This window comes from Alcanivorax sp., from assembly GCF_051117345.1.
Lineage (GTDB): Bacteria > Pseudomonadota > Gammaproteobacteria > Pseudomonadales > Alcanivoracaceae > Alcanivorax.
Genome location: NZ_JBNPEC010000136.1, coordinates 1 through 20,803, shown reverse-complemented (window position 1 = coordinate 20,803; position 20,803 = coordinate 1). Strand labels below are relative to the sequence as shown.

The following is a 20,803-nucleotide window of genomic DNA, read 5'->3' as shown; positions in this document are numbered from 1 at the left end:
TGATTGATGTCGCAGTCATGCCGGTGAATCATGTGTATTAAGCCATTAGGAATGGCTGGGGATGGTGGGTACGAGCACCGTCAACGGCACATGGAGGGGCGGGGCGGCATAATGGAAAAGATACCGGAGCGAATTCAGACTGTATCCATCGGTTTGGATAAAGATCGCTTTCTGCGGCAGCTGCTTGGCTATCTGGCCGAGTCTCTGCAGGAGGTCACCGGCATGGATCAGGCGGAAGGATTCGTCTCTCTGGTTGGCCAGAAAATGGGTGATGAGCTGAATGACCACTACCTGCAATCCCTGAATCTGACAACGCTGGATCGTTATCAAATTCCGGCAGTATTGGTCGATCTCAAACGTCGTATCGACGGTGACTTTTATCTGATCCATGCGGATGAGCGACAACTGGTGCTGGGCAATCGTCGCTGCCCGTTCGGCGACAAGGTGATTGGGCGCCCGGCGCTTTGCATGATGACCTCCAACGTGTTCGGGGTGATCGCTGCGGAAAATGCCGGTTATGCCCGGGTGGATATCCAGAAATCCATTGCCAATGGCGATGGCCACTGTCATGTGGTCATTGCTCTGGAAGCCAGCGATACGGAGGCGGGGCGGGAATATTTTCGCTCTGGTGAATGATGCCATGGTCGGCGGACTGTCGGGCCCTGATCAATGCCATGTCCATGCCGGTGTTCGTGGTCCACGCCGATGGCGAGATAGAGTGGTTGAACCGCCGGGCCAGCCAGTTGCTCGGCGATCGCGACCCGAAAACGATCAAGTGTCTGCTGGCGTCGCCCTCACGCAGTGAGGAGTTTCTGCGGGCCATGCGCCGCAATCAGGCATTTTCCCATCTGGCCCTGCATCTCGGTGCACCCATGCAAGACAGTTACATCGCCAGTACCCGGATTGCCCGACAGGGCGAGGTTCTGGATTTCTGGTTGCTGGAGCTGTTGCCAAGACAATGGGTCGTCGGCGGCATGCATCAACTTTCCCAGATGATCCAGCGGACGACGGCGTTGAAAAGGGAGCGAGCGGCCGCGGAGAAAACGGCACTGGTGGCGCAGGCCCAGGCTTCCCGGGATGCGCTGACCGGTATTGCCAATCGTCGTGCGTTTGATGACTGGTTGGCGACGGCACTGGCAGATCAGCAGCAAGAATTGTCAGTGATGATTTTGGATCTGGACTACTTCAAGGCCATCAATGACACCCACGGCCATGATCTGGGCGATCAGGTGCTGCAGCGTGTGGCTCGATTGCTGAGCGGTACCCTTACCCGTCGTGATGATCAGGTAGCCCGTATTGGCGGTGAAGAGTTCGGGGTATTGCTTCCGGGGGCGGATATCCATGCCTCCCTGAAAGTGGCCTGGCGGTTGGTCATGACCCTTCGCAATCATAATGCGGGCTGTCTGTCCGGTGACAGTTGGCAGCCGGTAACCCTGTCAGTGGGCGTGGCGACCCGTATTGCTGGCACTAACATCACCGGCCGTGAGCTGATGCGTGAAGCGGATCGAGGTCTGTACCTGGCCAAGCAGCGCGGGCGGGATCAAGCGGTGCATGCGGCCCTGTCCGGTCAGTCAGATCCACCCAGGGCGGACGCCGGGTAACGATGGCGTGCTGGCACAATCACCCTGCGGTCACCCACAATCAATGCCCTCCCAGCGACGGCGGCAGGCAGGAAATGGCACAACCTGAACTAGTGTCCCATTTCTGACTGGCGAATACTGTCTTCAGATGCAGGAGGATGTGCCATGAATAGCAAAGCAGTTGTGACATCGCCGAACACGGTAAAAAAACTCAACAACAGCGACATTCAGCCCCGCAAGATGGACTTTGCCTTCGACTCGGCCATGCCCCGTTACTGGTTCGATGATGACCAGTTCAAAACCATTTTGCTGACGGCCCTGTCCTGCACCTTCCCGGAAGGCGAGCGCTTTTTCGTACGCTCCGTACGGCATTACCAGAAGCAGATCCAGGATCCGCTGCTACGCGAGCAGGTGAAAGGGTTTATCGGCCAGGAGGCCCACCACGGCAACGAACACGATGCCTTCAACCACTTCATGGAGTCCAAGGGCGTACCCACCGGCAAGGTAGATGCATTCGTCAATCGTGGTATGCGCTTCATGGCCAAGCACCTGTCGCCGCAACGGCAACTGGCCAAGACCTGCGCCCTGGAACACTTCACCGCCATGCTGGCAGAACTGATGCTGGAGCATCCGGATTTTTTCAAGGGCATGGACGAGCGCATGTTGCCGCTGTGGTTATGGCATGCGGTGGAAGAAAGTGAACACAAGGCCGTGGCCTTTGATGTGTACCAGGACCAGGTGGACAGCTACTGGGTGCGCACCTCGGAAATGGCCTTCACCACGGTGGAATTTATCAGCTTCACTATTTTTCACTATTACCAGTTGCGCAAGGGGATGGATGATCCCACCGACTGGCGGTCTGTGCGCGGCGGCGTTAATTGGCTGCTGGGCAAGCCGGGCTGGCTGCGCAAACTGGGCAAATCCTACCTGGCCTATTACAAGCGGGATTTTCATCCCTCCAAGCGCGATAGCGCCTTCCTGCGCAAGCAGGGGTTGAAGAAGCTATCGCGGCTACTGGACCGGCCGGATCTGGCCGGCTGAGGGCTTGCCGAGGAGCGAGCGCCGCCAGAGAGCGGTGGATGGTGGCCCTGCGCAAGCCCTTCATGTTTTCCTGTCGTGCTGGCGTGTTACGGTGGAAAAACACTAGGGAGGTGTTTATGCGCTGGTTTCATACACTGAAAGAAAAGCTGTTTCCCTCTCGTCATCAGCACCATGATGAACAGCCCGCCCATGAGCCGCTGGACTATCACCCGGCCCATGAAGGGGAAACCCCGGACGATCTGCATCGTGGCCGGCACCGTATCAAGGAAACCTTCACCAGCCACTGGGACCTGGACTATATGCCCCGCGAAGAGCTGGAAGAGGCGTTGGCGAAAAACCGCAAAGATAAAAAGTAGGCGGCGCCAAACAGGTCAGACATTGCCACCGCGGCGGGGCCGGGGTATCTGCTGTTCCTGAAAACGCTTGGAAACCCGCACCACAATATCGCTCTGGAAGGCCTTCTCGTAATGCACATCCAGCACATAGGCCTTGGAGCGCAGGCGAATGGCCAGCATGTCGCCGATTTCCACTTCCTCAATGGCGAATGACACCGGCTTTTTCAGGTAGGCATAACGGCTGGTGACAATCACTTCCTCGATAATGGCTTTGGCGTCTTCCAGGTCCGCATCCAGACCCACGTGAAAGTCGGTGACGATCATCATGTCCAGTTCGCCGGAATTGCCGGAGGCCACCACGTCGGTAATAAAGCGTGAGTTGGGGATAGTGACCAGATTGTCGTCCAGGGTCTGCAGGCGCACGGTGCGCAGGCCGATGGAAACGATTTCCCCGTACACATCCGCAAAGCTAACCCGGTCGCCTACCCGGAAAGGGCGGTCGAACAGCAGCAACAGACCGGCTACCAGAGAGGCGGCGATGTCCTTGAGGGCGAAACCCAGGGCCACGGCGATGGAGCCGCCGGCGGCCAGCATGAATTCCTTGGGTGGCTGCAGCACCCCGATGATCAGCGCGGCGGTGCCCACGGTGTAGAGCACAAAGCCGATCAGGGTGGTGATCTGCAGAATCAGGAAACGCCGGGTGGGCAGCTTTTCGGTGATCTTCAGGCTGGCCTTGCTGATCCCCCAGTTAAGGGCCCACAGCACAAAGCCGCCGATAAACAGCAGCAACAGGGCGTAGATGTTGAACAGCTCAACCACCACCGCCAGATCATTGACGATATTGCCTTCATTCATTGAGCAGATTCTTCCTTGTCAGGTAACTGATCACCTGCTGATACCACAGGGGCTTCAGCCGGTAGCGGCCATCCTCGGATTTATTCAGGAAACCGGCATCGAAGCCACCCTTCAGGGCGTAGCGCACCACATTGCCCGGCAGGTTGGTCACATGGCTGATTTCCTGGCTGGTCAGGTTTTCATGGGTAGCAATGGCGGCATACACGAACAGGGCATTCTCGCCCATGCTGTCGAGAATGCTGGCAGAGGGCGGTGTGGGCAGCCCCACCAGCACCTGTCGCCCCTTGGGCTTCACCGAGGTCAGCCACAGCCGCAGGGCCACCATAGGATTGCCGCGGCAGGCATCCCAGAGCAGGCTGAAATAGCGTTGCTCCGCATTGCGCACATTACCTGCCTCCGGCCCACGGGAAGACAGCAGCACCTCGTCGTAACGCACCCGATGACCACTGAGATGGTTGCGCGCCAGGATCAGTGAGCGGATATCGGTCTGCCCCCAGCGTTTCACTTTCACCACGTTGCGGAACTGGTAATCACGGCCGAATACGTTGCACAAATAGGCCCAGCTCTGGTTGTTGACCATCAGCAGCCAGAACACATTGTCCAGCCGTGCATTGACCAGGCTGAGCACCGTGCGCCAGCCTTCCAGGCCACCGATTTCCTTGAGGAAAAAGTTCTGTGCCTCGTCGAGAACCACCAGGGTGGGCTGGCGCTCCTCGTCACTTTTCACCAGGGCCGCTGGGCCTTCGCCGGCCAGGTCCACGTCCAGGGCGTCGCCGACCAGGGAGAGAATGGCATCCGGGTCGATGGTCTTGGCCGGCACCGTCAGCTTGACCAGGTTGAGGCCCTTGCAGCTTTCCGCCAGTGCCCGTTCCAGCCGCTCAATGCTGACAGTCTTGCCGCAGCCTTTCTCGCCTACTACCACCTGGGCATTTTCGTCGGTCTTGTCCTCATGCCAGCGCTGGATATTTTTTTCCATGGCCGTCACCAGGCCGGTATCCACAAAGGGCGTTTTGCTGCCCTCTGGCAGGGCGGTGGCAAACCAGCGTTCGTAATGTTCATCCACCGGCTGCTCATTGTCGGCATCATCTTCATCGTTGTTGATGCGGGTGCGCAGCCGAAACAGGCGGGCCTTGAAGCGCATGTACCAGTCGAAGTCCGCCAGCACCCGGTCCACAAAGCCCACCAGGAAACTGGCCAGGGCCACCGGCAGCAGTAGCGGCGCAAACAGCCAGAACAGGACCGGGGTGAGCAGTTTTTCCGCCAGCGGATCCAGCCGCGAAGGGAGAATGGCCTGCAGGCAACGCTGATAATCCTGGGGGCGAAGTGCCAATAGTCGGCCCAGTCCCCAGTAAATGGCCACCAGCAAAATGCCCAGACTGAGGTAATAAAGCAGTGACGGGCCCAGGCTTTCCCACACGATCAACAACGGCAACCAGGGCAGTATCAGCCAGCGTGAGATAAACCTGGCGTGGTCGTGGACCTGTCGGGACTGATCGCTGCTCAGATAGGCGTTGGCGCTCTGTGCCACCCGGATCACCAGCCATTCGCCGACCAGGCAGAACAAGCCGTAAATCACATAGAGCCGGGCCAGCGGTAGCAGCCAGACAAGAATGCGGGTGGAGGGGGTGTCCAGGTACGGGGCAAGCAGATCCAGCATCAGCCATAACAGTACCCAGGGCAGCATCGGCGCCAGGCCGCTGATCAGGCGGCTGGCGTTGCGCAGCCAGCGGTGCTCACCGCTGGCCCGGACCACGGATTCGTGCAGGGTCAGGGTCCATTGGCGAGTGCGCCGCGCCAGTCGTACCAGCAGCATGAAGCCGGCGATGCCGAGGATCAGCGCCACACTGTTCTGCACCAGCGGTAGAAAGCGTTTGTTCTTTGCCGATTCCTGCAGATCCAGATCGATCACATGGGCGGTATCCAGCAGCCGCTGGCCGATGCGCTCTACTTCGTGGTGGAGCAATGCCGGCGCCTGGGCAGGGCCGCCCATGGCATCAATCTGGCTCCACAGGGAGCGTCGCTGCCACAGGTCAGCGCGAAGCTGGCGCAGCTGGCTCTGGACCTCCAGGCGAGTGCGCAGCAGGTCGCGCCATTGCGCAGTGGGCTGGACCGGCGGAGTCAGTGCCGGGCTGCGATACCAGAGTTGATCCAGTTGTTGCAGTGCCTGTTGCGGTGACCTCCCGAGCAGGGGAAGGATTGCCCAGGCCTGCCGGACATGGTCGCTGAGTGTGGTGGCCGCCAGGCTTACCGGCTCCAGGGTGTCTTGCGGGTCGGTGAGTGTCTGCAGGTGTTGATATAACGCTGCCAGGGATGAGAAGGCCTGGCGCTGGGTGGCGGGGAGCTGGGTGAATTGCTGGCGCAAAGCATGCAGTTTTTGGTCCTGCCGGTTCAGTTGTCCCAGCAGGGTATCAATGTCGTTTTGCAGGGCCTCGCACTTGTTGTCCGGCACGCTGCGTTCACCCGGCCGGCGCAGCGACAGGGTGGCGGTCTCCTCAAGGCGATGGCCAAGCAAGTCTGTCAGCTGAAGCGGGTCCGGCACCTGACCATTGAGATAGTCCTGTAGCTGCTGCAGCTGCCCTGCCTGCTGCTGTTTCTCCTGCTGGAGCTGTTCCAGGGTTTGACCGGCCGCTTCGCAGGCGGCCACCCCGTTGGCCTGCACCGTGGCGGTCAGGGCCAGAACAATGACAGCAATACACAGCCGTAAACATGGCGATACCATTCGCAATTCCTTCTCCTCAGCAGCGTTCATTGTAGGAACCGGTAGCCATGCCGTCATCCATTGATATTGTCCATGGGGTCATTGAGAAGATACCAAGGTAGCAGAGTGCTATAGTCAAAACAGGCTCAAACCGGTTCCAAGGAGGCAGCCATGAGCGAACTGATTGTGCGGGCCCTGATGGCCAAACACCCAGCGGCAGTGAAAATCGGCACGGAGCTGACCGCGGTGGTGGATATTCTCTTGCAGCACAAATTCACCGGCCTGCCGGTGGTGGATGATCACAACAAGGTGGTGGGGTTTGTGTCCGAGCAGGATTGTCTGCGCAAGCTGCTGATATCCAGCTATCACTGTGAGGGTAGTCTGGTGGTGGAAGAATTCATGCATGCCCAGCCTCTCACCGTGCATGAGGAGGATTCTGCGGTGAATGTGGCCGAGCTGATGGTCACCCAGAAACCCAAGATCTATCCGGTGGTGGACGACCAGGGCACTCTGGTGGGTTTGCTGACCCGGGAGCAGGTGCTGCGGGCCCTCAAGGACAGCCGCCGCGGTTGCGATTGACGAATCGCGAGTCGCGAGTGAAAAGGAGCGAAAGGCGGGGTGCGGGCTGTTCCCGAGCCTTGAGACAGTGACCCCTGCGTACAATCCCTCGTTCATCCCCGGCATTACATTCGATGACAGCTCAAAACAACAACTCGGGAGAGCTGTCATGCGTAACCTGCAAACCTTTCTGGCCGATTACGGCGAGAGTCACCAGAACCCGGTTAACCAGTGGGTTCATATCCTCTGTGTGCCGGCCATTTTTGTGTCCACCATCGGCTTGTTCTGGCTGCTGCCCCTGGGACGCTGGCTGGGCCTGGAGGGGGCTGCCGCCTATTGGGTCAACGGCGGCACCCTGCTGGCGGTAATCTGCATGCCGTTTTACCTGCGCATGTCCCTGGGCATGACGGTGCTGATGACCGGCTGGCTGGCGGCGTCCCTGGCGATCATCGTGGCGGTGGATCGCAGCGGCCTGTCACTGGCCTGGAGTGCTGCGGTGCTATGGCTGCTGGCCTGGGCGGTACAGGTATGGGGCCACAAGGTGGAAGGCAAGAAGCCGTCCTTTGTGGATGATCTGGTGTTCCTGCTGGTAGGCCCCATGTTTGTCAGCATCGAGCTGGCACATAAATTGGGGTTTGGCCGCCGCGTATCGGCCTGATCGTCCATTGCCCGCCCGTGGCCGGGCGGGCATGATCGGCGGTTATGGATGACCACACCCCACCTTTTCCGGATTTGCCGCTAACCCCCCTGTTTCTCTGGCAGGGTGGCTGGCTGATGGTGATGCCTGCCATCGACAATCAGCCCCACCAGCATGTGGCCGCGTCCCTGTTGGTGGGGCTGGACCAGCCGCTTCGGGTAACGGTGGACGGCCATCTGTGCCAGCAGCGGGTGGTGCTGGTGCCGCCGGATGTGCCCCAGAGCCTGAACAGTCAGGGGCCGGTGGCGGTGGTTCATCTGGATCCGGATGAGCCGGCCTGGCGGGCGCTGTCCCGTCTTGGCGGGCTGGATGAACAGCAGCAACGCTGGTGCGGTGAACAGATCACCGCCCTGGTGCAGACTGGCAGCGAGAGCCAGGCACGGCAATTTCTGCACGGCCTGCGCGGCGTGGCTGACCCCTTGCCGCTGGACCCGCGTATCGCCGATGCTTGCAGCCTGATGCGTGCCGGGGAGGCGGTGCCTTCCATGGATACCCTGGCGGAGCACGCCAACCTGTCTGCCTCCCGATTCCGACATCTGTTCCGAGAACAGCTCGGCGTATCCCTCAAGCGTTACCAGCTGCATCTCAAGTGTCAGCGAGCGCTGGCATTGTGGCGTAGCGGCATGAATTTCACCGACCTGGCGGTGGCTGCCGGCTTTTACGATCAACCCCATCTCAATCGCACCCTGCGTGCCATGTTCGACGCCCTGCCATCGCGGTATGCTCGGGGTCTGCCGGTGCAGGTAGTGCACCTGAAAGAATAATTATGGAGGCTCCATGGATTACCAGCATATTCGCACCGATCTGGATGAAAAGATTCTTACCATTACCCTGAATCGCCCGGACCGGCTCAACGCCTTTACCCTGCGCATGAAGGATGAGCTGGTGCATGCCTTTGGCGAGGCGGATCAGAATGACGCGGTGCGCGCGGTGATCGTTACCGGTGCCGGCAAGGTGTTCTGTGCCGGCATGGAAATGCAGCCGGAAGAGGGCGGCAATGTGTTCGGCTACGATGACGCTGAAGGGATGAATCCGCCGCTGGAACAGATTCGTGACTCCGGTGGCGAGGTGTCCCTGGCCATCTATAACTGCCGCAAACCTGTGATTGGCGCGATCAATGGTGCTGCCGTGGGCGTGGGTATCACCATGACCCTGCCCATGGATATTCGCCTGGTGGCGGCCAACAGCAAGATCGGCTTTGTGTTCACCCAGCGGGGGCTGACCCCGGAAGCCTGTTCTTCCTGGTTTCTGCCGCGGGTGGTGGGCATTCAGAAAGCCATGGAATGGGTGATCAGTGGTGATATCTTCATGGCCGAAGAAGGCGTGGAAGCGGGGCTGTTCCACAGTGCCCACGACAAGGCTGAAGTGGTGGATGTGGCCCGCTGCATTGCCCGCAAGATGATCGCCAAGAGCTCCCCGGTAGCGGCGGCGCTGGCCAAGCAGATGCTCTGGCGTAACCCCAACTTTGCGCATCCCATGCAGGCTCATGCGGTGGAATCAAAAATGATCTACTGGTCCAACGAATTCTGGGACGGCCGCGACGGCTTTACCTCTTTCCTGGAAAAACGCGAACCGCGCTTCGAAACGGCGATGACGGATATTCCGACACAGTTCGATTTCTGGAAAGAAGGGAAGATCAGTGAACAGTGAATAGTTAACAGCGACGCGGGCAGCATCGTCGTGTTTCAAACGCAAGAGGCCGCGACCAAGCTTTGGTCGCGGCCTCTTGGCTTTCAGCAATCATAAATCATGACCGCGCAGCTATTAACTGTTAACTATTCACTATTAACTGCCTTCTCCCTGTACTGCGCCGGCGTCATACCGGTCCAGCGCTTGAAGGCCTTGGAGAAGGCACTTTCATCGGAAAAGCCCAGCTTGTCGGCAATGTCGGCGAGACGGGTGCCCGCCTGTAATTCCGTTTCTGCCATGCCTTGCAGCAGCGCATCGCGCAGCAGTTTGAAGCTGCTGCCTTCCTCGCCCAGTTTGCGCACCAGATGGCGCCCGCTCATGGTCAGCTGGTCGGCCACTTTCTCCTTGCCCCAGTGTGGGTGCTGGCGGAGCAGATCGCGGACGGTGGCGCTGAGAGATTGACTACCCAGGTTGTCCAGTAGCTGGTCGGCCAGGGTGCGTAGGTGATGGCACAGGGAAGGATTGGCATGGATCAGCGGCAGGGTCAGATCGCTGGCGGGCAGCACCAGAGTGTTATGGTCGGCGGCAAAGCGTACCGGTAATCCGAGCAGGGACTCGTAGCGCCGATTGTCGTCCAGCGCCGGGTGGGCAAAGGTCATGCGGCTGGCCTGCAGATGATCGCCGGTGGTCCAGCGTGACAGCTGCAGCAGGGCCGTCATCGTGGCTTCCACGCGCTCGCGCTGGCGCACGGTGTACTGGGGCTGGTAGCGAATCTCGCATTCGTCATTGTGTACCTGGTACGAGAAGGTGCCTCCTTCGCCGACGATGGGGTAGTAATCCATCAGTGAATCGAGAGCATCTTCCACTGTATCGCAGCTCATCAGCACCATGCCCACGGTGTCCAGATGCCCGACCTGCAGGGCCAGCCCGAACTGGATGCCCACCAGCGGGTCACGGGCCTGTTCGCAGAAGCTTTCCCAGATTTCCCCCTGTAGCGTCAGGCTGACACGGTCCTGCTCGCCGACCGCCTGTTGCAGCGTGGCGGGCAGGGCGAAGCCCAGCTGTTCTGCTGCGTGGCTGATGGCCTGGGTGAAGCGCACTGTAACGGTGGGAGTGTGCGTCATGCTGCTATGAGGTCCCGAATTAACCGTGGCAAGGTCCCGAATTGGCCGTGAGCCTGCACCCGGTGGACCGTAGAGTAGACATCATACCAAATGCTGAGTCCAACTCGGCAAACCCGGATCCGGGTTCATAATAATAGTTATCGGGACAGCCATGTACGCAGTGATAGGCGCCGGCCCCATGGGCCTGGCCACCGCCAGAAATCTTAACAAGTACGATATTCCTTTCATCGGGTTCGATCTGAACAGCGATGTGGGTGGCCTGTGGGATATCGATAATCCGCACAGCACCATGTATCAGTCCGCGCATCTGATTTCCTCCAAGGGAATGACCGAATTCAGTGAATTCCCCATGCCGGATGAGGTGGCCACCTATCCCCATCACAGTGAAATGAAACGCTATTTCCAGAGTTATGCGCGCCATTTCGATCTCTATCGGCACTACGAATTTTCCACCCGGGTGGTGCGTGTGGAGCGCAACGGTGACGGCTGGCAGATTACTACTGAACGGGATGGGGAAACGCAAAGTCGTTATTTCGACGGTGTCTTGATCGCCAACGGCACCCTGCACACACCCAACCAGCCCAGCCTGCCGGGCAAGTTTGAGGGTGAGCTGATGCATTCCTGCGATTATCGCGATGCGGCGGTGTTTGATGGCAAGCGGGTGCTGATCGTGGGCTGTGGCAACTCTGCCTGCGATATCGCGGTGGACGCGGTGCACCGGGCGGCCAGTGTGGATCTGTCCGTACGTCGCGGGTATTACTTCCTGCCCAAGTTTATCGGTGGCAAACCCACCGACAGCATCGGTGGCAAGCTCAAGCTGCCCCGTGGACTCAAGCAGCGACTGGATGCCCGGCTGATTCGTCTTATCGTCGGCAAGCCCAGTGATTATGGCCTGCCGGAGCCGTCATACCGGATGTATGAATCCCACCCGGTGATCAATTCCCTGGTACTGCACCATCTCGGTCATGGTGACATCACACCCCGCGGCGACATTGTCGGGGTGGTGGGTAACACGGTGACCTTTGCCGACGGTCAATCCCGGGTATATGACCTGGTCCTGATGGCCACTGGCTACAAACTGGACTACCCCTTTATCGATGCCTCGGAGCTGAACTGGCGCAACGCCGATGCGCCGCAGTTATACCTGAATGTGTTCCACCCGCAGAACCGTAACCTGTTCATGATGGGTATGGTGGAAGCCGCCGGACTGGGCTGGGAAGGGCGCAATGAGCAGGCGGAGATGGTGGCACTCTATATCAAAGCCAGGCAGAACAAGCACCCGGAGGCAGACAAGCTGGAGAAGAAAGCCAGCGTGGAAGCCGGGCAGACCCTGGATGGCGGCTTCGACTACCTGAAGCTGGAACGTATGGCCTACTACGTGCACAAGGACAGCTATCGCAAGGCGGTCAACGCCCACATCGCCGACCTGAAACAGGGGGTGTGAGGTGGAGGTTCAGTTCAGTAGCGAGAATCTGCTGATTCTCAACGTCATCCTGGCGTTCATGATGTTCGGGGTGTCCCTGTCGCTCACCGGTGAGGATTTCCGGCGCGTGCTCAAGCGCCCGGATGCGCCCATTGTCGGTCTGCTTGCCCAATTCGTACTGTTGCCCGCCGCCACCTGCCTGACCACCTGGTTCTTTGAAGTGGAGCCGGAAATGGCGCTGGGCATGATTCTGGTGGCGTCCTGTCCGGGCGGTTCGTTTTCCAACATCATGACCTGGCTGGCGCGGGCCAATGTGGCGGTATCGGTAAGCATGACTGCCATCTCAAGCCTGGTGGCCATGGTGATGACACCGTTCAACTTCGCCCTCTATGGCTGGCTAAACCCCAATACCCGTTCCATGCTCACCGAAATCCAGTTGGACAGCATGAACATCCTGATCCTGGTGGTGCTGGTGTTGGGGCTGCCACTGCTGGTGGGAATGATGACCGGCAAGCTGTTTCCGCGTTTTGCCGCGAAAGCCGAGAAGCCCATGCGGGTGATCACGCTGCTGGTATTGCTGTTGTTTGTTGGGGTGGCGTTCAGCAACAACATGGATGTGTTCCTGGCCACGGCGGATCGCATCGTCATTCTGGTGGTGCTGCAGAATATGCTGGCGCTGGGCATGGGGGCCTTTGCCGGCATGCTCACGGGTCTGCCCCGGCAGGATCGCCGTGCCATCACCATGGAGGTGGGCATCCAGAATTCCGGCCTGGGGCTGGCCATTCTGTTTACGTTTTTCCCGCAAGCCAGTGGCATGATCCTGATCGCCGCTTTCTGGGGCGTCTGGCACCTGATTTCCGGATTGTTGCTGGCCTGGTGGTGGTCGCGAGGTCATGGCCGTGACGGCGGTGAGGAGGGCGCATGCGACGACGCATCCTGATTACCGGCGCCGCCGGCTATATCGGCAGCCAGGTCGCTCGCCGACTCAGCCAGGACCACCATGTGGTAGGGGTGGATATCCGGGCCGATGACAGTGCTGATTTTCCGTTCTTCGTGATGGATATCCGTGACTCTGATCTGAAGCATCTGATCCGCGAGCATGGTATTCAGCAAGTGGTGCATCTGGCGGCGGTGCTGGAGGATTCCGGCGACCGGGCCCGGGACTTCGATATCGACGTGAACGGCACCCGCAATGTGCTGGAAGCCTGTGTGGCGGCGGGCGTGGCGCAACTGGTAGTGACCAGTTCCGGCGCCGCCTACGGCTATCACCCGGACAATCCCGCCTGGCTGGATGAGGATGATGCCCTGCGCGGTAACCCGGAATTCCCCTACTCGGATCACAAACGCCAGGTGGAAACCCTGCTGGCGGAGTATCGCCAGCAACACCCGGCACTGAAGCAGCTGGTGCTGCGCCCGGGTACCGTGCTGGGCGCCAACACCCGCAATCTGATTACCCGCCTGTTCGAGAAACCCCGTCTGGTGGCGGTGGCCGGTTCGCCATCGCCCTTTGTCTTTATCTGGGATCAGGATGTGGTGGCGATCATTCAGAAAGGCGTGCTGGAAGGCCGGGCCGGGCGCTACAACCTGGCCGGTGACGGCGCCCTGAGCATTCATGAACTGGGCCGCCTGCTCGATAAACCGGTGATCTCGGTGCCCGCCGGGCTGATTCGCGCCGCCCTGTGGATCGGCAATCGCCTGGGCCTGACCCGTTACACCCCGGCACAGGTGAATTTTCTGCGCTACCGGCCGGTACTGGCCAATCGACGACTCAAGGAAGACTTCGGCTATATCCCGCGCAAGACCTCGGAGCAGGTGTTTCGCTTCTATATGGCCGGCCAACAACAGAGGAATGATTAATGAAAACCGTACTGATTACCGGGGCCGCGTCCGGCCTCGGTTGGGCCTTGTCCCAGCAGGCCTTCTCGCTGGGCCATCGGGTCATCATGACCGATATGAACGCCCTGCTGCTGGCAGCACGGGCCGACGCCCTGGCCAGTCTGGATCCGTCCCGGGTCTCCTTTCACCGGCTGGACGTGACCGACAGTGAGGCCATTACCCAGCTGGTGGCCCTGCTCAAGGACAAGGAAGGTGGCCTGGATGTGCTGATCAACAACGCCGGTATTACCCATCGTTCGCTGGCGGACAAGACCGACATCGCCGTGTTCCGCAAGGTCATGGCGGTGGACTGGCAGGCGCCGGTGGAAATGGCCGTGGCGTGTTTGCCGCTGCTCAAGCGTAGTGGTGGCGGCATCATCAATATCGGTTCCATGGCCGGCTGGATGCCGGTGCTGGGGCGAGCCGGCTACTGCAGCGCGAAAAGCGCCCTGAGCCAGTTTTTCGAGGTGCTGCGCGGTGAAGTGGCGCAGTACGGGGTGCATATCCTGATGGTATACCCCAGCTTCCTGGACACGCCCATTGAAACCAATGCGCTGGGCCATGATGGTCAGCCTGCCGCACACCCCCGTTCCATGGTCGGTGATATGCAGACGCCGGAGTGGATGGCCGAGCGGGTGTTCGAGGCCTACTACCGCAAGAAAAAGCGACTGTTCCCGGATCGCTTTACCTGGTTCGCCAGCCTGCTGTGGCGGCTGGCGCCGGACGTCTACCAGCGCATGATGGTGCGCAAGTTCGCTTCCGAACTGGAACCCCGTTAATGGCAGACATGGTCACGCTGCCTTGGCTGCTGCTGGGGCTGTTTATCTTTCTGGCCTTTACCACCGAAGCCGCTACCGGGTTTGGCAGTATCGTCATTGCCCTGTCGCTGGGAGCGCTGGTGCTGCCCATTACGGAGATTCTGCCGGTGCTGGTGCCGCTCAATATTGTCATGAGCAGCACCCTGAGCTGGCGGCATCGCCACGCCATTCACTGGCCCACCCTGTGGAAACTGATCCTGCCATTGATGGTGGTGGGGACGCTGGCCGGTTACGGGTTGCGTCCCTGGCTGGGAGACCAGTTGCTCAAGAATGCCTTCGGTGTGCTGGTGCTGTGGTTCAGCGGCCGGGAGCTGTGGCGAATGTGGCGTGGTGCGGTTGCCTCGGCCCATGGTGGCCTGTGGGCCCGAGTGTGGATGTTTCTGGCCGGCATCACCCATGGCCTGTTCGCCTCCGGTGGCCCGCTGCTGGTCTATGCCCTCAGTGGCCTGTCCCTGGACAAACAACGCTTCCGCGCCACCCTGATTCTGGTATGGCTGGCCCTCAACAGCCTTCTCACTCTGGTATTCCTGCTGGATGGCAGCCTGCAGCCGGCGGCGCCGCGCATTGCCATGTTGGTACCGGTGGTCATCGTTGCCATGGTGTTGGGGGAGGTGCTGCATTACCGGGTCAACGAGCAGCGGTTTCGCCAGGCGGTGTTTGTGGTGCTGGCGGTGACCGGGGGAATTTTGGCCTGGCCGGGGTGAGTTGAGCTACGAGTTACGCTGGTTGGATAGGGAAGGTCTGGAAAGTGCTTCGTGCTTCGTCATTTCGACGAAGCCGCTGTAGGAGCTATGCTTGCCCCCCCAGGGGATCTACGACATGCGAACCGCGCTTGCGCGGAAATCGACCGTAGGGCGATCAGGCCATTCAGAACTCGACAGGTTTATCTAAACACAGCCAGCTCGTCCCCAGCTCAATGTGGATTGGATCGCTCGGCTGTTATCAGTGACCTCATGGCCCATCCTACCCAAAAGGCAATTTTCCTTTCCTCTGTCATCATGCTATTGGTTTCCTGTCGTCCGTTTTATGTTCAGGAGCTGCCATGTCCCATGTGGAAATTCGTCCGGTTACCGGTTTTGCCGTAGAGCCCTTGCTGGATGAGCTGGCTGAGTTGCGCATTCAGGTATTTCGGGATTTTCCCTATTTGTACGAGGGGAACCGGGACTACGAGCGTCGTTATCTGGATCGGTATGCCCAGTCTGATCGCAGCGTCTTTGTGTTGGCGCTGGAGTTCAACCGGCTGGTGGGGGCGGCCACGGCGTTGCCGCTAATGGATGCGGACGAGGAATTTCAGGCACCGTTCCGGCAACTGGGCGCGGAGCTGGGTTCGGTGTTCTATTTTGGCGAGTCGGTATTGCTGCAACCCTATCGGGGTGAGGGGGTTGGCCACCGCTTCTTTGATCTACGCGAGCAGTACGCGGCGGATTTTGGGTTTCTGCACACGGCGTTCTGTGCCGTGGAGCGCCCGGATGACCACCCTCTGCGCCCTGAACATTATCGCCCGTTGGATGATTTCTGGCGCGGGCGTGGCTATTTTCCCCAGAAGCAGTTGGTGGCCCATTTCGACTGGACTGACGTGGGCGAGGCGTCGCCAACCCGCAAGGCCATGCAGTTCTGGCTACACAGTCTTTAACCGGGTGTACGAAAAAAGAGCAATGCTTGGCGCCGTGATGCCGCCGGATGTCTGCCTGCAGATGACTGTTTTTGCCCGGCTTTCTTCTCTCTGCCGACTATGCAGCGTTGCACCCGAGCAATTATTACAATCATTGCGTTAGCTCGTTTGTGTGGCCCTGCCATCAATCTTTCACCCATATGGGCGATTAACCGTCAACGTGTGCCTCCTATACTCGGTGCCTCGGGTGTGAATTTGTTGTGAAGGGGGCTTCATGGAACGTGATTACCGCACTCATCAACATTGGGCGGCTCGTCTTGCTCGGCAGGCCATCATTATCGTGCCGCTGGCATTGTTGGCAGTGGGCGTGGCGGTGATGGTGGCGGGCTGACCGGGATGGCGCGCGCCTACTGCGTTGTGGTTCTGCTACAGCGTCTGTCCGTTGTTACGCACAGAAACTTCCGTGATCCCGCGACTCTTGTGGGCGGCGCCTTTCCCTATACTGCCGGCCGTGAATTTTCCGGGGAAAGCGCAATGAAATACGAGTATCGATGGACTGACTGGGCTGACCGTTTGTTACGGCAGGGGCTGGTAGTGGTGCCGCTGGCCTGTGCGGCAGCAGGAATGGCAGTGCTGGTGGCCGGGTAGCGTAGGCTCGATGCAGGGCGTGCTGATAAAGAATGAGCTGAAACGCGTGATCTGTCAGGGGTATGTCTTTACTGATCGGTGTCTGTGGTCTTCTGCATCAACACCACTGGGTTGCCCACCAGCGTGACTTGCCAGCCCTGCTCTCGAGCCAGCCAGGCGAAGGTGTCCGGCTGCCAGAAACACACATGGGTCGGGTCGCGGTGGTAATACCAGTGGGCGAAGGCGTTATCGTCGACCAGCCAGTGGGTCATGATGCCCAGCCAGCCGCCGGGTTTCACCAGCCGGGCGAATTGCTGCCATTCCCGTTCGGGGTGATGGAGGTGCTCCATCACTTCCGTGCAAGTGACAAAGTCATATTGCTTGTCCAGCGATGCCGGGTCCGGGTCATAAATCGGATCATAGGTGCGACAGGAAAATCCGCGCTCGGTCAGCATCTGTGCCAGCGCCAGCGCCAGGCCCGGGCCGCAGCCGAAGTCCAGGCCGCCGTCGCCGGGTTTCAGGCGCTCACATAGCGGGTCGGCCAGCTGTGACAGGAATCGCCGATAGCCGGCGTCCCCCGGGGCATTGTTGTGATGGTCGTAGTGGGCCTTTTCCGTTTCCGGGTCCGGTAGTGTGGCCGGGTCTGCAAAGGTCAGGCGGCAGGTGCCACAACGAAAAAAGTCACGGGCATCCAGCTGGGCAAACGGTTGTGCGAGGTTGCCGCAGAGCGTGCAATGCGGCATATCAGCTTGATTCCAGCCACCGCTGGATGCGCGCATAGGTGCGGCTTTCCTCAATCATGGTCATATGGCCCATCTGGTAGAAAAGCTCCCGGGTGAGCCCTTCGGCCTGGGGATAGAGGCGCGTGGCGAGTCCGCTGTCCACGGTCACCAGCCAGTCCCCTCGCGGTTGTGGATGGTCTGGCTCACTGACACTGCCGGCGATGAACAACTGCTCCACTTGAGAGTCCAGTGGCACCTTGCTGCTGGGGCGTGGTTCGTCCAGGGGGCGGTCCCGCCACTGATCTTCCAGCACATAGCCAAAGCGCAGGTCGCGAATGCCATCAGAGCGCAGGTTGGCCAGCCGCATCAGTGGGCGCGAGTAGGGGGTGGCGCCGAGTAGGCGGTTGGCCTGATTGCCAGCGCGTTCCAGCATGGCGCCCTGATGGGGGGAGCCCAGGCAGGCCAGGTGAGTGACCTTGTCGGTCCAGGCGTCACCACGCTGGCGGCCCTGATGCAGTGCGCTGCGGGCCACCAGTCCACCCATGGAGTGGCCGATCAGGATGACCCTCCGGGGCAGGACGGTGTGCGCCAGCAGCCCGGCCAGTTTGCGGCCATTGTCGGAGATGTGCAGGCCGGTGTTATAGCGCAGATAGCGCACATCGGCGTTCAGTTCACCGCGTGCCCAGTGGCTGAACGCGTTTGCCGCCGGGTTGCTCCAGCAGGCATCGTTCATGCACAGGCCATGGACAAACACCACCAGGGTGTCGCCCTGCAACGGACCGGTGGGTAGTAGAGCCATCGGTAGGGAGTAGGGGCTATTCTGTTCGGCCAGCAGCTGGCCGAAAACCCCGTTGACGATGCTCTGCAGATCCAGGCTGTCGCGCAGTTCCCGGTTGGGGTCCGCCAACAGGTCCGCCATGCCTGCCACATTGCCCGCCTGGCGAAAGCCGTAACGGATCAGGTTGTAGACCATCGGCGCGGGGGTGTAGTCGTTGCCGCGCAGGCCGAAGGGATTGGCCACTGCGCCATGAATATCCTGCACCACCTGGGTGATTTCGTTGCCCACACGGGTAACCAGTTGCGCCAGCCCGCCCACATTTCGGCCTAATTGCTTCATGGGTTCTCCTTGTCTTGTCCGCATCATAGCAGGGCGCTGCCAGTCTGTCGGAAACAGCAGGGCGTGGCTGCGTAAAAATCCTTCGGCGTATTGGGCTGGCAACGTAACGATTCGTAAAATGCCTGCGCTTTGCGTGTTTCTTCTTGGTGTGCGGCCCATGATGGAGATACAGTCTGGATTGTCTTAATGACTGATATTTCAAGGAGTGAGTCTATGCGTACTTTCGGTAAAGCAGCTTTAGCAGCATTGTTTGCCTCTTCTGCCCTGCTGGCTGGTTGCGACAGCAGCGATGGGCCGGTGGAAAAGGCCGGTGAAAAAGTGGACGAAGCGGTAGACTCCATGAACCCGCAAGGTCCCATGGAAGAGATGGGCGAAGATCTGGACAATGCCTATGACAGCGCTGAAGAATCAGCCGAGAGCATGAAGGATGCCGCCGAGAAGTAATGGCAGCGGGTACATGCTGAAAAAGTCGCCTTCGGGCGGCTTTTTTTATGGGCGCTTTTCTGCCACCTGGCAGGTCGCCAGTAATGTATCGATGGCTTGTTGTTCCGGTGGCGTGATTAGTAGCCGGTAGCGTTGCTTGACCCGTTGCCAGTGTTGCCCGTATTGGCACCAATAATCCCGGTTTGCCGGTAGCCACTGGTCCGGGCTGCCCGCGCCCTTGCTGCGATTAGCGCTGGCAGAGACGGGTAACAGATTGGCCGGATCATTGGCAAACTGGCGCCGGTGGCGCTCCTCCCAGTCATCGCCGCCGTGGCCGTGGGCATGGCGCAGTGGCACCAGGTGATCGATATCCAGTTCGCCGGCGGAGGTAAAGGTGTCTCCGCTGTAGGGGTCGTGCCAGCGTCCGCTGGCCACGGTGCAGCGGTCATCCCGGGTAAAGGTTACGGGCACCTGGCTGGTGGCAATCAGAATCTCCGCGCGGGTGTCCTGGCAGTCGCCGTCCTCATCCAGCCAGTGAGGCCAGTCACCACGCTCATAAAGGCCGGAAAAGGCACGTTGCTGCTGGCGGGCTTCCTGTTCCGCCTGCTGTTGCTGGCGATGCAGGGTCAGGCAGGGTTCACGGTGGCAATGATACTGATCGTTGGTTCGGTTGGTGTGGCCGCCTTGCTTGTCGAGACCCCCGGGGTGGCTATGGGCGAGGCTGGCGGTAACGATCAGGAGGCCAACAAGGAGTTGATTGGGCAAAAGGGAAGTCCTGGGGGGAGTAGCAACGAGGTTAGGATATCACCACGCTAATAGGTAGGCGATATCTTACAGTGCAAATTCAGGCAATGATCCGATAGCAACAAGATACAAACGGCAACGAGGCAAAACGAAATTCCACTGTGGATAGCTCCGGGTCGTCGCTAGAGTGAAGCTGCCGGGCTGTGGCCGTTTCATGCGTGCGGTCTGTCCAGGGTGTTGTTTGCAGTGCATTTCGAGTAGTAGCAGTTGCAGGAGTCTCGGCTATGGGAAGCCAACCGGAAACGGATCGGTGGCGTCAGCAGGAGTTGGCGCTTACCGCCGTAGAACATCGCCTTCAGGCGCTGGGTGAGTATCTGGCGGTGTATCGCGCCAGTTATGCCTCCAGCGGTGAGGGGCGCCATTACGCCAGGGTGCGGATGCTGCGCAAGGACATTGGTCGCTTGCGAGCCTGGTGGTGGTATCTGCAGGCGACTCGTAGAGGGGCTTCCTGGTTGCCGCTGTTGCATCGTTTGGTGGGAGTGCTGGCGGTGTTTGTCAGTCCGGTCCGCCGTGCTGAGCGTCGTCGCCATTCTTCCGGGATGCTGCGCCACCTGACCAGTCACAGCCTGATCGAGCGGGCTTATGCAGCCCTTGAGGACGATCTCCAGGGGCAGTTGTTGACCCTGCGGCTGGCCCAGTACCAGCGCCCCACCGACAGCCGCAGCCGAGAGATCGACATGTTGCAGCGACAACTGGAAGAAGTGGCGGCCCTGCGCAGCAGCGGGTTGCCCGAGCCGCGCCGGTTGACCGCGAACTGCCATCTTCTGCATCCGGTACTCGTGGTGCGCCCGTGGCTGGGCTTGCAGTTAACTCCGGCTAACCTGCTGGACCGTTCGTGTTGGCAGGGCTCTGACTGTGCCAGGCT

22 protein-coding genes are annotated in these 20,803 nt (G+C 59.9%); 16 read left to right on the top strand and 6 right to left on the bottom strand.

The window, feature by feature from the left end; all coding sequences use genetic code 11:
- Nucleotides 1–111 precede the first annotated feature (111 nt).
- The 4 genes from ACFE0K_RS08990 (at nt 112) to ACFE0K_RS08975 (ending at nt 2,977) form a co-directional block, all read left to right on the top strand.
- Nucleotides 112–636, top strand: coding sequence for a methanogen output domain 1-containing protein (locus ACFE0K_RS08990; RefSeq protein WP_434535741.1), 525 nt, complete (start codon nt 112–114; stop codon nt 634–636).
- Nucleotides 633–1,601, top strand: a complete 969-nt coding sequence (locus ACFE0K_RS08985) for a diguanylate cyclase (RefSeq protein ID WP_434535740.1) — start codon at nt 633–635, stop codon at nt 1,599–1,601. Before ACFE0K_RS08990 ends, ACFE0K_RS08985 begins: the two co-directional genes overlap by 4 nt.
- Before the next feature lie 144 nt (nt 1,602–1,745).
- Nucleotides 1,746–2,621, top strand: coding sequence for a metal-dependent hydrolase (locus ACFE0K_RS08980; RefSeq protein WP_434535739.1), 876 nt, complete (start codon nt 1,746–1,748; stop codon nt 2,619–2,621).
- A gap of 116 nt (nt 2,622–2,737) precedes the next feature.
- Nucleotides 2,738–2,977 (top strand): hypothetical protein, encoded by a 240-nt coding sequence (locus ACFE0K_RS08975; protein ID WP_434535738.1) that lies wholly within the window; start codon nt 2,738–2,740, stop codon nt 2,975–2,977.
- A gap of 15 nt (nt 2,978–2,992) precedes the next feature.
- On the opposite strand, the gene ACFE0K_RS08970 is transcribed toward ACFE0K_RS08975, so the two are convergent.
- Entirely contained in the window at nt 2,993–3,811 is an 819-nt protein-coding gene (locus tag ACFE0K_RS08970) for a mechanosensitive ion channel family protein (RefSeq protein ID WP_434535737.1), read from the bottom strand.
- The gene (locus ACFE0K_RS08965; RefSeq protein WP_434535736.1) at nt 3,804–6,530 is read right to left on the bottom strand and encodes an ATP-binding protein; all 2,727 of its coding nucleotides are present in this window, start codon (nt 6,528–6,530) and stop codon (nt 3,804–3,806) included. The genes ACFE0K_RS08970 and ACFE0K_RS08965 overlap by 8 nt, the downstream gene beginning before the upstream one ends.
- A gap of 150 nt (nt 6,531–6,680) precedes the next feature.
- On the opposite strand from ACFE0K_RS08965, the gene ACFE0K_RS08960 reads away from it, so the two are divergent.
- The 4 genes from ACFE0K_RS08960 to ACFE0K_RS08945 all read left to right on the top strand — a co-directional run bounded on the left by ACFE0K_RS08960 (nt 6,681) and on the right by ACFE0K_RS08945 (nt 9,414).
- On the top strand, nt 6,681–7,088 hold the full coding sequence (locus ACFE0K_RS08960; RefSeq protein WP_434535735.1) for a CBS domain-containing protein: 408 nt from the start codon (nt 6,681–6,683) through the stop codon (nt 7,086–7,088).
- A 148-nt stretch (nt 7,089–7,236) separates the two neighbouring features.
- Complete coding sequence (locus tag ACFE0K_RS08955; RefSeq protein WP_434535734.1) at nt 7,237–7,725, top strand: DUF962 domain-containing protein; 489 nt, start codon at nt 7,237–7,239, stop codon at nt 7,723–7,725.
- A 44-nt stretch (nt 7,726–7,769) separates the two neighbouring features.
- Nucleotides 7,770–8,528 carry a helix-turn-helix domain-containing protein gene (locus tag ACFE0K_RS08950; protein WP_434535733.1) on the top strand — a complete coding sequence of 253 codons (759 nt, stop codon included), beginning with the start codon at nt 7,770–7,772 and terminating at the stop codon, nt 8,526–8,528.
- 13 nt (nt 8,529–8,541) lie between these two features.
- The gene (locus tag ACFE0K_RS08945; protein WP_434535732.1) at nt 8,542–9,414 is read left to right on the top strand and encodes an enoyl-CoA hydratase-related protein; all 873 of its coding nucleotides are present in this window, start codon (nt 8,542–8,544) and stop codon (nt 9,412–9,414) included.
- A 125-nt stretch (nt 9,415–9,539) separates the two neighbouring features.
- Here ACFE0K_RS08945 and ACFE0K_RS08940 read toward each other — a convergent pair whose 3' ends face one another.
- Nucleotides 9,540–10,517 (bottom strand): AraC family transcriptional regulator, encoded by a 978-nt coding sequence (locus tag ACFE0K_RS08940; RefSeq protein ID WP_434535731.1) that lies wholly within the window; start codon nt 10,515–10,517, stop codon nt 9,540–9,542.
- A gap of 151 nt (nt 10,518–10,668) precedes the next feature.
- On the opposite strand from ACFE0K_RS08940, the gene ACFE0K_RS08935 reads away from it, so the two are divergent.
- The 6 genes from ACFE0K_RS08935 (at nt 10,669) to ACFE0K_RS08910 (ending at nt 16,266) form a co-directional block, all read left to right on the top strand.
- Nucleotides 10,669–11,961: a flavin-containing monooxygenase gene (locus tag ACFE0K_RS08935; RefSeq protein WP_434535730.1), complete on the top strand. Its 1,293-nt coding sequence runs from the start codon at nt 10,669–10,671 to the stop codon at nt 11,959–11,961.
- Nucleotide 11,962: 1 nt separating this feature from the next.
- Nucleotides 11,963–12,880 (top strand): bile acid:sodium symporter family protein, encoded by a 918-nt coding sequence (locus tag ACFE0K_RS08930; RefSeq protein WP_434535729.1) that lies wholly within the window; start codon nt 11,963–11,965, stop codon nt 12,878–12,880.
- Nucleotides 12,862–13,797 (top strand): SDR family oxidoreductase, encoded by a 936-nt coding sequence (locus ACFE0K_RS08925; RefSeq protein WP_434535728.1) that lies wholly within the window; start codon nt 12,862–12,864, stop codon nt 13,795–13,797. Before ACFE0K_RS08930 ends, ACFE0K_RS08925 begins: the two co-directional genes overlap by 19 nt.
- The gene (locus ACFE0K_RS08920; RefSeq protein ID WP_434535727.1) at nt 13,797–14,594 is read left to right on the top strand and encodes an SDR family NAD(P)-dependent oxidoreductase; all 798 of its coding nucleotides are present in this window, start codon (nt 13,797–13,799) and stop codon (nt 14,592–14,594) included. The genes ACFE0K_RS08925 and ACFE0K_RS08920 overlap by 1 nt, the downstream gene beginning before the upstream one ends.
- Complete coding sequence (locus ACFE0K_RS08915; RefSeq protein ID WP_434535726.1) at nt 14,594–15,337, top strand: sulfite exporter TauE/SafE family protein; 744 nt, start codon at nt 14,594–14,596, stop codon at nt 15,335–15,337. Before ACFE0K_RS08920 ends, ACFE0K_RS08915 begins: the two co-directional genes overlap by 1 nt.
- 338 nt (nt 15,338–15,675) lie before the next feature.
- Nucleotides 15,676–16,266: a GNAT family N-acetyltransferase gene (locus ACFE0K_RS08910; RefSeq protein WP_434535725.1), complete on the top strand. Its 591-nt coding sequence runs from the start codon at nt 15,676–15,678 to the stop codon at nt 16,264–16,266.
- Between the two features lie 695 nt (nt 16,267–16,961).
- Here ACFE0K_RS08910 and ACFE0K_RS08905 read toward each other — a convergent pair.
- Entirely contained in the window at nt 16,962–17,651 is a 690-nt protein-coding gene (locus ACFE0K_RS08905) for a class I SAM-dependent methyltransferase (protein WP_434535724.1), read from the bottom strand.
- Complete coding sequence (locus tag ACFE0K_RS08900) at nt 17,617–18,711, bottom strand: alpha/beta fold hydrolase (RefSeq protein WP_434535723.1); 1,095 nt, start codon at nt 18,709–18,711, stop codon at nt 17,617–17,619. The genes ACFE0K_RS08905 and ACFE0K_RS08900 overlap by 35 nt, the downstream gene beginning before the upstream one ends.
- Nucleotides 18,712–18,924: 213 nt before the next feature.
- On the opposite strand from ACFE0K_RS08900, the gene ACFE0K_RS08895 reads away from it, so the two are divergent.
- Complete coding sequence (locus tag ACFE0K_RS08895; protein WP_434535722.1) at nt 18,925–19,155, top strand: hypothetical protein; 231 nt, start codon at nt 18,925–18,927, stop codon at nt 19,153–19,155.
- Nucleotides 19,156–19,200: 45 nt separating this feature from the next.
- Here the strand turns inward: ACFE0K_RS08895 and ACFE0K_RS08890 are convergent, their stop codons facing one another.
- Nucleotides 19,201–19,899 (bottom strand): HNH endonuclease, encoded by a 699-nt coding sequence (locus tag ACFE0K_RS08890; protein ID WP_434535721.1) that lies wholly within the window; start codon nt 19,897–19,899, stop codon nt 19,201–19,203.
- A 263-nt stretch (nt 19,900–20,162) separates the two neighbouring features.
- Here ACFE0K_RS08890 and ACFE0K_RS08885 point away from each other — a divergent pair.
- The coding region (locus ACFE0K_RS08885; protein WP_434535720.1) for a hypothetical protein at nt 20,163–20,803 on the top strand (641 nt) is incomplete at its 3' end.

Excerpts from the sequence above, each read along its gene's own strand:
- ACFE0K_RS08990 (WP_434535741.1), top strand. The coding sequence starts at position 112 with ATGGAAAAGATACCGGAGCGAATTCAGACTGTATCCATCGGTTTGGAT.
- ACFE0K_RS08985 (WP_434535740.1), top strand. The coding sequence starts at position 633 with ATGATGCCATGGTCGGCGGACTGTCGGGCCCTGATCAATGCCATGTCC.
- ACFE0K_RS08980 (WP_434535739.1), top strand. The coding sequence starts at position 1,746 with ATGAATAGCAAAGCAGTTGTGACATCGCCGAACACGGTAAAAAAACTC.
- ACFE0K_RS08975 (WP_434535738.1), top strand. The coding sequence starts at position 2,738 with ATGCGCTGGTTTCATACACTGAAAGAAAAGCTGTTTCCCTCTCGTCAT.
- ACFE0K_RS08970 (WP_434535737.1), bottom strand. The coding sequence starts at position 3,811 with ATGAATGAAGGCAATATCGTCAATGATCTGGCGGTGGTGGTTGAGCTG.
- ACFE0K_RS08965 (WP_434535736.1), bottom strand. The coding sequence starts at position 6,530 with ATGGTATCGCCATGTTTACGGCTGTGTATTGCTGTCATTGTTCTGGCC.
- ACFE0K_RS08960 (WP_434535735.1), top strand. The coding sequence starts at position 6,681 with ATGAGCGAACTGATTGTGCGGGCCCTGATGGCCAAACACCCAGCGGCA.
- ACFE0K_RS08955 (WP_434535734.1), top strand. The coding sequence starts at position 7,237 with ATGCGTAACCTGCAAACCTTTCTGGCCGATTACGGCGAGAGTCACCAG.
- ACFE0K_RS08950 (WP_434535733.1), top strand. The coding sequence starts at position 7,770 with ATGGATGACCACACCCCACCTTTTCCGGATTTGCCGCTAACCCCCCTG.
- ACFE0K_RS08945 (WP_434535732.1), top strand. The coding sequence starts at position 8,542 with ATGGATTACCAGCATATTCGCACCGATCTGGATGAAAAGATTCTTACC.
- ACFE0K_RS08940 (WP_434535731.1), bottom strand. The coding sequence starts at position 10,517 with ATGACGCACACTCCCACCGTTACAGTGCGCTTCACCCAGGCCATCAGC.
- ACFE0K_RS08935 (WP_434535730.1), top strand. The coding sequence starts at position 10,669 with ATGTACGCAGTGATAGGCGCCGGCCCCATGGGCCTGGCCACCGCCAGA.
- ACFE0K_RS08925 (WP_434535728.1), top strand. The coding sequence starts at position 12,862 with ATGCGACGACGCATCCTGATTACCGGCGCCGCCGGCTATATCGGCAGC.
- ACFE0K_RS08920 (WP_434535727.1), top strand. The coding sequence starts at position 13,797 with ATGAAAACCGTACTGATTACCGGGGCCGCGTCCGGCCTCGGTTGGGCC.
- ACFE0K_RS08915 (WP_434535726.1), top strand. The coding sequence starts at position 14,594 with ATGGCAGACATGGTCACGCTGCCTTGGCTGCTGCTGGGGCTGTTTATC.
- ACFE0K_RS08910 (WP_434535725.1), top strand. The coding sequence starts at position 15,676 with ATGTCCCATGTGGAAATTCGTCCGGTTACCGGTTTTGCCGTAGAGCCC.
- ACFE0K_RS08905 (WP_434535724.1), bottom strand. The coding sequence starts at position 17,651 with ATGCGCGCATCCAGCGGTGGCTGGAATCAAGCTGATATGCCGCATTGC.
- ACFE0K_RS08900 (WP_434535723.1), bottom strand. The coding sequence starts at position 18,711 with ATGAAGCAATTAGGCCGAAATGTGGGCGGGCTGGCGCAACTGGTTACC.
- ACFE0K_RS08895 (WP_434535722.1), top strand. The coding sequence starts at position 18,925 with ATGCGTACTTTCGGTAAAGCAGCTTTAGCAGCATTGTTTGCCTCTTCT.